Raw genomic sequence first — 10,396 nt, 5'->3', positions numbered from 1 at the left:
GTTCTGCCTACGGCCTCAGCTTCCGCGCTTATCCGATCCCTATTCCCTACTCCCTCCTCCCTACTCCCTACTCCCTCCTCCCTACTCCCTACTCCCTACTCCCTACTCCCTACTCCCTACTCCCTACTCCCTACTCCCTACTCCCTACTCCCTTACAAAAAAAATAGCCGCAGAAATACTATCCACGGCCAGATGAACCGATACTTTTTAGCTACCAAAGTCTACCAAGATAAACTTTAGCCCGCCAATGCAAGATGCTTTCACATCCAGGGGGTATCTCCCAAAGCTCTCAGGAATATCCCACGAGCGCCATAAAAATGTCAACAAAGTTGGTTCCACCGGGATAGAGAGCGCAACTATTAAACCCTTGGTTTTCGGCTTTAATTTAAGTTACATAATAATCCCTGTCGGTGTTACCCTAATTTAAGTCTAACAAATAAGCAGTAAGATTTTTTGGTAGACTCTGCGACATTTTCTCTAGCTGTTTACTAACCTTATGTAATTCAGATTTCGCACCATACCAGACATGCTCCCATGGGAGCAGTCCCGATGGTTTGGCCAGGGGGCAAAGCCCCCCAGCAATTTAATTGCTTAACCCAGAGTTAAGTATTTCGTCATCATCGTAATAAATTCTCCAGGAAGTCCCGTCGGCTGCAGAGGAGTCCACTCGACAATTTCCGCATAACCCACTACATGGAGAGTATGCATGGTGTTGATTATGGCCTTGCGAGACCCCTTCAAAATATGCTGAACCGGGTATTTTTTTGGAAAGGATTCTTGAGGATTATTACTAGGAGTTATATCCTCGGGATTAGTCTCTGGGTTTGGGCGAAATTCGGAATCCATAATGGTCACCTTTTGCTTGTTGTTGATTTATAATAATAATAACGATTATCGTATTATTTGTCAAGGGTTTTTATAAATTTTTTTTACAGCAAATTTCGCCCACCGCTAAGTTGAGTTAAAGTCCCCCAGAATTGGGGGATTTAGGGGGCAAATTCGTAAGCCCTAAAAATTAGAGACGCTCTATTGAACGTCTCGAAAAAGCTACTCTTTTCTCGCAGTTATCAGGTACGCTTTTCCACCTCAAAGTCCCCCTTATTAAGGGAAACGGGGGATAATAGGTACCTTATGGGATATAGAATTGCTAGATAGCGTTTCTCGCAGTTATGAGGTACGCTTTTCCACCTCAAAGTCCCCCTTATTAAGGGAAACGGGGGATCAATTTGAGGGGATTAAGGGGGACCAAAGGGGGATAATAGGTACCTTATGGGATATATAATTGCTAGATTGTGACTATAGCTTTCTCCATAATTATTAGGTACAGTTTGCCTTGAGTAGGGATCCCCCCTAACCCCCCTTAATAAGGGGGGGACTTTAATAAGGGGGGAATATGATTCACTATTCCCTGTTGCCTATTGCCTATTCCCTAAATTGTGTACCTCACCGAATTGAAAACCGCTATAGCAAAAAATCCTACTCTATTCCTTCAATCCTATCTTCAACCTCCTGATACAACTCGCGCAACAGCTGTAAATTACTCTCACTGGTTTCCCAATAGCCACGGCCATTAACTTCCAATAAGGTAGAGACTACTTTACGGAAAGAATTGGGATTCAAATTCATTAACCGCTGACGCATTTCTTCATCCTGGATAAAGGTAGTATTCACATCTTCATAAACCCAGTTATCTACTGCATCAGCTGTTGCACTCCAACCCATAGTATTCACTAAACGTTTGGAAAGTTCCCGGACCCCTTCATAGCCATGATTCAACATCCCTTCGTACCACTTGGGATTAAGTAACTTAGTCCGGGCATCTAAACGGACGGTTTCTGATAGGGTGCGAACCTGAGCATTAGCAGTAGTAGTATCAGCAATGTAAGCGGTTGGTTTCTTACCATCGTTGCGCAAGTTTGCTACTACCTTAGTGGGGTCAGAGTCAAAGTAATGAGAAACATCAGTAAGGCTAATTTCCGATGAATCAAGATTCTGGAAGGTAACATCAGCAGTTTTCAAGGCCGACTCAAAAATCTTCTGACTCTGTTCCATGGTGCCTGGGTTATCAGAAGAGAAAGCAAAAGACTTGCGACTGAGATACATATTCTGTAACTCGGCTTCTTCTTCCCAGGTGCTGTTTTCTACAGCTAAATTAACATTGGAGGCATAGGAACCGGAAGCATTGGAGAACACCCGAGTCGCAGCTTGCCGTAGATTAATCCCCATCTCTTGAGCTTGTTGCAAACTGTGTTTCCGCACAAAGTTCATTTCCAGGGGTTCATCCGCTTCTGCGGCCATTTTCACCCCTTGGTCGAGTAAATTCATCTGATTGATGAACAAATCCCGGAAGACACCGGAACAGTTTACTACCACATCAATCCGAGGACGACCTAACTCTTCTAAGGGAATTAGTTCTAATTTATTCACCCGTCCCAAGGCATCGGGCACTGGCTTAACCCCGACCATCCACAGAATTTGGGCTAGGGATTCGCCATAGGTCTTAATATTATCCGTACCCCATAGCACACACGCAATGGTTTCTGGCCAAGCCCCATCATTATCTCGCTTTTGCCGTGCCAACAGTCGGTCTACTACGATTTTGGCAGATTTCACTGCTGCTAGGGTGGGAATGGATTGGGGGTCGAGGGCGTGAATATTCTTACCGGTCGGTAGCACATCGGGATTTCGGATCGGGTCACCACCAGGACCTGGCAGCACATATTCCCCATCTAAGGCTTGGAGCATTGCTCCTAATTCGTTGTCTGCTACTATCTGCTGTAAACAGAATTCCAGATAGTCAAACAGAGGCTTGATCGCTTCGGAATCTACTTTGGTATATCCTAGATTGTGCAAAGCTTCTAGCCAAGGTGCTTTTTTACCAAGGTTGAGGAAGTTGAGTTTAGAGACTTTAGAGACTCGTCCATCGCTGTCGATTTGAGCTTGAACCATAGCACTAACAGCAGCACGGGTAGCTTGGGTGATATCTTGCAACAATTCCACATCAGCTAAGATGCCTTGGTCATTGTTGCTGTAAATTTCATCAATCTCTCGCTCAATACTGTTAGCAATAATCCGGGGTAAACCGATGATTTCGTCTTCGCTACGGTCTAAGTTAGCAATATTGACTAGAGTTGCGATCGCTTCTTCTGCGGTTGGTGGCTTACCAATCACATGCAACCCACAGGGTAACAACCTTGACTCAATTTCCATCAAGCGGCGGTACACCTGACCGACCAAGGTATCCCGTTCTTCCGCACTCAGCTCCTTAGCATCTTGGTCGGGCAAGGCAATATCTTGATCAAGATTCACCAAGCGGCACTTATCCATAATGGTGTTAACAATGGGAACACCGCGCCCAGTATCTTTGAGAGTTTGATAAGACCCAATTAACTCACTGAGTTCCTTTAACCCCTTATATAATCCAGCATTTTCTGCGGGTGGGGTGAGATAGGATATGGTTTCAGCGTAGCTGCGGCGCTTGGCAATGGTTGCTTCACTAGGATTATTGGCAGCATAGTAGTACAGATTAGGAATAGAACCAATTAAATTATCTGGATAACAGTCTCCAGACATCCCCATCTGTTTCCCTGGCATAAATTCTAGAGACCCATGAGTTCCAAAGTGCAGCACAGCATCCGCTTGCCAGATTTGTTCTAAATAGGTGTAATAGGCAGCAAAGCCATGGTGAGGACTTGCGGAACGGGAGAACAACAGTAGCATTGGGTCTCCTTCATACCCAAAGGTAGGTTGTACTCCAATGAATACCTTCCCGAAGTGCTTGCCGTAGATTAACAAGTTTTGTCCATCACTATTAAGATTTCCTGGTGGTGGTCCCCAGTTTTCCTCTAAGCGAGTGGAGTAGGGAGTAAACCGTTCATACTCCATCACCGACATCCGGTGAGCAATATTCAATTCTGGACTAGCGTACTGAGCTTGGGCATCATGGATCACCTCTTGCATCAGTGCCTCAGCAGATTCCGGCAAGTCTTGGACATCATAACCATTGTTGTTTAGGGCTTCCATCACTTTATAGATGGAACCAAATACATCAAGATAGGCCGCTGACCCAACATTGCCTTTATCTGGGGGAAAGCTAAAGACTGTGATCGCAATTTTCTTCTCAAGCTTGGGCTTACGGCGCAAATTCGCCCATTTCATCACCCGTCGGGCTACTGATTCAATCCGGTCCTGTAACGCAATGGATTTTCCAGTTGCGCCATCCCGTCCGGATAGGATAATTGGTTCAATGGCACCATCCAGCTCTGGAATGGCAATTTGCAATGCTACTTGAATCGGGTGCAGTCCCAATTCACTATCTTCCCACTCTTCCGTAGTTTGGAAGACTAAGGGAAGTGTAACCATATACGGGCGATTTAGGCGTTTTAAGGATTCAATAGCTTTGGGATGGTCTTGCCGTGCTGGACCTCCTACTAGAGCAAAGCCGGTTAGAGATACCACAGCATCCACTAAGGGGACTACGGTTTTGCCATGTTCCTCAGAAAAATAGGTATCTACTGGTTTAGAGAAATCCAAACCACCCGCAAAGATGGGAATCACCCTTGCTCCCATGGCTTCGAGTTCCTGCACCATGGCTACATAATGGGCATCATCCCCTGTAACTAGGTGAGTGCGTTGCAGGACTAAACCAATACAGGGAGCGAGGGGGTCTTTTATGTCTGTTGAGATATCCTGACGGCTACTATACCAGTTCAGGTATTCCTTGACATCTTCAAACATTTGTGGTGCTAGAGGATGCCAAACCCCCATATCTGGGTAAACCACTGGGTCTTTGAATTGGACAGAGGTTTCGCTGTTTTTCTTCTCGCGCTTAAAGACATACTTATCTGCTAGCATCAGCAAGAAGTTTTCCAGGTTATCAGAAGACCCCCCTAGCCAATACTGGAAACTCAGCATGAAGTTGCGAGCATCCTGAGCTTTGTCCATGGGCATATACTTCAGGACTTTCGGTAAGGTCTGCAACAGCTTGAGCATACTGTCTTGGAAGGAAGACCCAGATTTTTTCTTGCGCTTACGCATGAATTGTGCGATCGCACTCTTGGATTGACCCAAATTCGCCATGGAGAAGCTACCTAATTTATTCAGGCGCATCACTTTCGGCATTGATGGAAATACGACTGCGGCATCCAAGCGATCGCGATGGGGTTGTACAGCGGTGACTACCTTCTCGGCCAAGTCTTCTATGAAAATTAGTGACGCGATAAAGATATTCGCTTCTGCTATATCCCGTTTAAAGTCTTCATAGTTTTCTGGGTCACGGAGTTCCTCAATGAGGTAGCCGCTGATTTCAATAGCGATATCTGGTTGATTTTGATTGATTGACCGAACAGCAGCTGATAATGCACTTTGGTACTGCGGTTCTAGCACGACATAGACCACCTTCAGCAAATGACGCCCATTCAAGGCTTCCGGGGTAATGTGTCTAATGGTGGACTTGACGTGAGTGAACATGCGGCTAGGTCTCCTTCCTGATTATTCGTTATCTGTGCCTTACCTTGAGTGGCGGTAAGTGGCTGATCACCTTTGATAGTTTTGATCGTATTTAGATTTTATTGACAGATGTGCTATCTAACGTCTCTACCAGTGACCACTCACTCTTGGTTGGGATGGTTTTGTTTTGCCAACTAAAGAGTTTCTATCAAAAAACGTATACTTTCAGGGAGTTTCAGCCGTTATCTGATACAATTCGATATAAAAATTACAATTTTTTGTAAAATTACTTAACAATTACTGAAGTACTAAATCAGCTTAGCTTAAAAAAACTAAACAATAAAAATCCTTGACAAAAGTCAGCTTAGTTGTATATATAAGGAAAATTTATCGATTGATAAAACTATTACTTATCGTTCCTCCTTAATTATTACTTAAGATTTTAAGGGCTTACGGAGTAAGTCCTGATTTAGTAATCTTTGCCTTGAGTAAAGCCACATAGTCATAATCAGGAGTGGGGAAGAGTGCCAGCAGCAGATATTTTAGTTATGTCCAATGGCCCAGGAGAGTTGACCACCTGGGTGCGACCAGTGGTGAAGGCATTGCGGCAAACTCTAGGGAATGACCGTTCATTACTCCGGATATCGGTAGTGCTATCTCCTTGCCCTCATGCCACGGGCAAAGAAGATGCGATCGCAAAATCCTACCCAGAAGTAGACCGGGTTCAGGCAGCGGAGGATTTTTTACCATTCTTGTTGTGGGGGAAGACAGCGGAAAACTGGGACTGGCATCCAAAAGGGGTTGTTCTATTCCTAGGGGGAGACCAATTTTTTCCAGTAGTGATTAGTAAGCGCTTAGGGTATCGCAGTGTTGTCTATGCCGAGTGGGATGCTCGTTGGTACCGCTGGATTGACCACTTTGGAGTGATGAAACCCGATATTATCGCTCAAGTGCCTAAGACCTATGCCCATAAATTCACCATAGTGGGGGATTTAATGGCAGAGATTAGAGGGTTACAGGTTAATAAGGGGTTACAGGTTGCAGGTTCTCAGGTTAATCAGGAGTTACAGGTTACTCAGGGGTTGAAGGTTACAGGTTCTCAGATTGCAAGTTTAACGGAAGATACCCTTGAACATTCCACTGAAGTGATCGCACTATTACCGGGGTCAAAACCAGCCAAACTAGCTCAGGGAGTGCCTTTGTCTTTAGCGATCGCTGAACACATTCATAGGGCTAGACCCCAAACTCGCTTTGTGATTCCCGTTGCTCCTACCATAGATCTCAAAACATTAGCCAAATTTGCCAATCGAGATCACAATCCCATCATTAACAAGACAGGATGGTCAGAGGCACAACTTATTTATAAAGTTGATAACGACTCGGTCATTAATCCAGGGTTACAGGTTAAGGGGTTACAAGTTAACGGGTTACAGGTTAACGGGTTACAAGTTAACGGGTTACAGGTTAACGGGTTACAAGTTACAGGTTCAAACTCCGATAACCTACCCTACCGGAACGCCAAAGGCGAACAACCTCCTAACCTTCAACCAGCTAACCTTCAACCAGCTAACCTTCAACCAGCTAACCTTAAACCAGCTAACCTTAAACCAGCTAACCTTCAACCAGCTAACCTTCAACCTCCTAACCTTCAACCTCCTAACCTTAAACCTTCCACCCCGCAACTATTCCTCAAAACCCCCAGTGGCTTGTGTGTAGAACTCTGGGAGTCTTTTCCGGCCTATGAGTTGTTATCCCAATGTTGTCTTTGCTTAACCACAGTGGGAGCGAATACTGCTGAGTTGGGGTCTCTGGCGGTACCCATGATTGTGCTGTTGCCGACGCAACAGTTAGATGCGATGCGGGCTTGGGATGGCTTACCCGGTCTATTGGTCAAGTTACCAGGAGTAGGCTCTAGCCTAGCCAAAGTGATTAATTGGTTGGTGCTAGGGCAAAAGCGTCTGTTTGCATGGCCGAATATTTGGGCAAAAAGAGAAATTGTGCCAGAATTGGTAGGGAAGCTTGAGCCGCTTGAGGTTGCTCAACTTGCCCTAGACTATCTGGAGCATCCAGAGAAGTTGTCCGAAATGCGATCGCATCTAAAGAGTGTTCGGGGAAAACCAGGAGCTGCCCAAACCTTAGCTCAACTGGTTAAACAAGAACTTCAGAAAGACGTTATGTAAGGTACCTAAATCAATTCCGAAAATTTTAGTTCCCTACTCCCTACTCCCTACTCCCGACTCCCGACTCCCGATTCCCGATTCCCTACTCCCTACTCCCTACTCCCCTACTCCCTACTCCCTACTCCCCTACTCCCTACTTGAGCTTGACTTTCCCAGTTAGATGGGATTACAATACTATTCCGCAATAGTATTTTAGTTATGGTTGTCGGTACAACACAAGCTGCATCTCTGCTGGGTATATCGTCTCAGCGACTGCGGATGCTATTAAGTAAAGATCGCATCAAAGGAGCCAAAAAAGTGGGTCGGTTTTGGCAGATTCCATTATATGATGGTGTGCCAGTGGTAACCGAAGGTCGTAGGGGACCAAAAGGTACATGGAATCAGGACAAACATCTCGAAGCTACCTATATCCACGTTAATGAGCAAGCCTTAAAAAGCAATCACAAGAACCAGACATCTTTGCCAGTGTTTACTGTTAAACGGGGTGAGCGGACTCATTGCTGTCATGAGGTAGAAATCGCAGGAGCCTGCCGACTGGTTTATCGACCATTACAAGCTGAGTCTATTAGTGATTCGGTGTGGCTCCAAGTTGAGCCTAACGTTCCAGTGACTACTAAAGTGTTTACTGGTAGTGAGAACCTCGACGATAAATTAGAAGAGTCTCAAGATAGCCTTGACGCAACAGTTCACGAAGTTAGTGAAATTAAGAGCTATTTCTCAATATAGCGTTTCTAGGACTCATGAGGTACACAGAATTGTTTGAGATCTGATGTAGGGTGGGCAGTGCTTTCTCAAGGGATGGTAAAGGTTGAAATTGGAATGGAGCACTGCCCACCAGAGGATTAATTTTATTAAAAAATAAGACAACTATCGTGTTAAAAATATCTAGGTTTTTAACATATTTTTTGAGCTGTTACCTATTCCCTGTTCCCTATTACCTAAAAAAATAACCCAATTTTAAACCCCTATACTATTGCCCTATTTCGTAATAAAAAAAAATTCCTAAACCCCTTGACAAATGGTTAATAAGTTACTATTTTAATAGTAAAGCAGATATACCTGTAGGGTGGGCAGTGGTTTTTCAAGGGATAGTAATAGTTGAAAATCGGATAGAACACTGCCCACCAGAGGATTAATTTTATTAAACATCTAGATGTAGATGTAGGGTGGGCAGTGGTTTTTCAAGGGATAGTAATAGTTGAAAATCGGATATAATACTGCCCACCCCAGATATACCTGTAGGGTGGGCAGTGCTTTAAAGGATTACCATCGGATTTTATTGGTCTCGTCCACTGCCCACCCTACGATTAATATTCGTCAATTGGTAATAAAAAAAATTCCTAAACCCCTTGACAAATAATTAATAAATTAATATATTAATAATGTAAGCACTTTAAACCAATAACGATTCATGAGTACAAACTTTCCGTCAAACCCTGATGAAAATCAAAACCCTGAAAACCAAGGTCGCAAACCTAAAAAAGTCAAGCACATCTTGGTCGGTTCTCCTGAACAAGTTCGGAAAACAATTATTGCCATCTATTCTCTTAAATACGCTTATCCAGAGGAATGGAGCACTCCCGAACCTACCGGAAATCCTGGTGAGGTTATGGTGACTTTGATTCGAAATTTTTACCTAGACTAGGATAGTAATTTGCCAGGGCCACGCCCTGGCGACCAGGAATGAAGAATGAAGAATGTAGAATTAAGAATGAAGAATGAAGAATGAAGAATGAAAGTTTTTTTTGGGGAGGGGTATAAATAAGCTACCAGCCATCAGCATTCAGCCGTCAGCATTCAGCCGTCAGCTTATTTTATTCAAAAGCACTTGCGCTACCTGCATAAGCTGATAGCTGATAGCTGATAGCTGATAGCTGATAGCTGACTAACTCGGGAATAATGTACAATTAATAAGTCATGAGTTATATGGTTTACGTGCAGCTTAGCTGTCCTTGTTGATGTTTACACACTATAATTCGGTCAAGTATTAGGGTTTATCTGAGCTTGACCGATTTTTTTTATTTATTGCTATACTTATAGAAGTTATTAATGGGAGTTGTGATCCCCCCTAACCCCCCTTAAAAAAAGGGGGGAAAAGAGTAGGCGTAGGGTGCGTTAGGGACGGGCTCGGCCTCATTTTATCGGTAGTCAGTCTTGGAAGAGTCCGTCCCGTAACGCACCACCTGGTCAAACTAATAGCTGTTCGCGTAGCGTGCGCGTAGCGCATTAGCTGACCACTGACAGCTGACGGCTAATAGCTGAATAAGTAACAATGGACGAAGAAAGAAGACAAGCATGCCTCAACTTGATCCAGCAACTGCTAACTTGTGCCAGCGGTGAAGACGATCAAATTCTTGAGAGTAACCGCGAGTTAGTGGATGCAGAATTATTGCAGGTAATGGCAGTAGTAGCAGAAAAAATAGCAGCCGATGGGAACCAAAACGCTGCTGAATTTTTAGCTAGTCTCAGAAGTGAGCTTTTAGAGATAATTTCAGAATCCTCTAGTTTAGTTAATCCCTCATCCCAAGACTATCTGGACTTCTTAGAGAAAGTCTTGCAAGCAACTGCCGACAGTAATGGCGACCCCACAGTAGTCTACCCACTCCTGGAAGCAAACCTAGACAAACTCGATGATAACTTTATCAATATCTTGCAAACCTGGGCAAGTTCTAAATTCTCAGAATTGGAACCAGACATAGGAAAAAGCATTGCTATAGATATTGGTAACTTCAGCAACCTTATCAGCGATTTTAAACTCGGTAATAAAA

The 10,396-nt window shown here is 44.2% G+C and carries 6 protein-coding genes and 1 pseudogene; 5 read left to right on the top strand and 2 right to left on the bottom strand.

Annotation, left to right across the window (positions count from 1 at the left end):
* The coding region (locus F6J94_RS23215; protein ID WP_293044539.1) for a hypothetical protein at positions 1 to 196 on the top strand (196 nt) is incomplete at its 5' end.
* Positions 197 to 591: 395 nt separating this feature from the next.
* Here F6J94_RS23215 and F6J94_RS23210 read toward each other — a convergent pair.
* Both F6J94_RS23210 and F6J94_RS23205 read right to left on the bottom strand, forming a co-directional pair.
* Complete coding sequence (locus F6J94_RS23210) at positions 592 to 846, bottom strand: hypothetical protein (protein ID WP_293023148.1); 255 nt, start codon at positions 844 to 846, stop codon at positions 592 to 594.
* Between the two features lie 630 nt (positions 847 to 1,476).
* Entirely contained in the window at positions 1,477 to 5,469 is a 3,993-nt protein-coding gene (locus F6J94_RS23205) for a magnesium chelatase subunit H (RefSeq protein ID WP_293044537.1), read from the bottom strand.
* Positions 5,470 to 5,996: 527 nt separating this feature from the next.
* On the opposite strand from F6J94_RS23205, the gene F6J94_RS23200 reads away from it, so the two are divergent.
* The 4 genes and pseudogenes from F6J94_RS23200 to F6J94_RS23185 form a co-directional block, all read left to right on the top strand.
* Entirely contained in the window at positions 5,997 to 7,628 is a 1,632-nt protein-coding gene (locus F6J94_RS23200) for a lipid-A-disaccharide synthase (RefSeq protein WP_293044535.1), read from the top strand.
* Positions 7,629 to 7,826: 198 nt separating this feature from the next.
* Positions 7,827 to 8,354, top strand: a complete 528-nt coding sequence (locus F6J94_RS23195) for a DNA-binding protein (protein WP_293044533.1) — start codon at positions 7,827 to 7,829, stop codon at positions 8,352 to 8,354.
* A gap of 685 nt (positions 8,355 to 9,039) precedes the next feature.
* Positions 9,040 to 9,273 (top strand): hypothetical protein, encoded by a 234-nt coding sequence (locus F6J94_RS23190; RefSeq protein ID WP_293023141.1) that lies wholly within the window; start codon positions 9,040 to 9,042, stop codon positions 9,271 to 9,273.
* Between the two features lie 627 nt (positions 9,274 to 9,900).
* Positions 9,901 to 10,396 (top strand): annotated as a pseudogene (locus F6J94_RS23185) (hypothetical protein); the annotation flags it as partial.

The sequence above is a fragment of the Moorena sp. SIO1F2 genome, assembly GCF_010672755.1.
In the GTDB taxonomy this organism is placed as follows: domain Bacteria; phylum Cyanobacteriota; class Cyanobacteriia; order Cyanobacteriales; family Coleofasciculaceae; genus Moorena.
This window is presented reverse-complemented; position numbering and strand designations above follow the sequence as displayed.

Bases quoted from the DNA above. Each gene is read 5' to 3' on its own strand.
- F6J94_RS23190 (WP_293023141.1), top strand. From the start codon at position 9,040: ATGAGTACAAACTTTCCGTCAAACCCTGATGAAAATCAAAACCCTGAA.
- F6J94_RS23210 (WP_293023148.1), bottom strand. From the start codon at position 846: ATGGATTCCGAATTTCGCCCAAACCCAGAGACTAATCCCGAGGATATA.
- F6J94_RS23200 (WP_293044535.1), top strand. From the start codon at position 5,997: ATGTCCAATGGCCCAGGAGAGTTGACCACCTGGGTGCGACCAGTGGTG.
- F6J94_RS23205 (WP_293044537.1), bottom strand. From the start codon at position 5,469: ATGTTCACTCACGTCAAGTCCACCATTAGACACATTACCCCGGAAGCC.
- F6J94_RS23195 (WP_293044533.1), top strand. From the start codon at position 7,827: ATGGTTGTCGGTACAACACAAGCTGCATCTCTGCTGGGTATATCGTCT.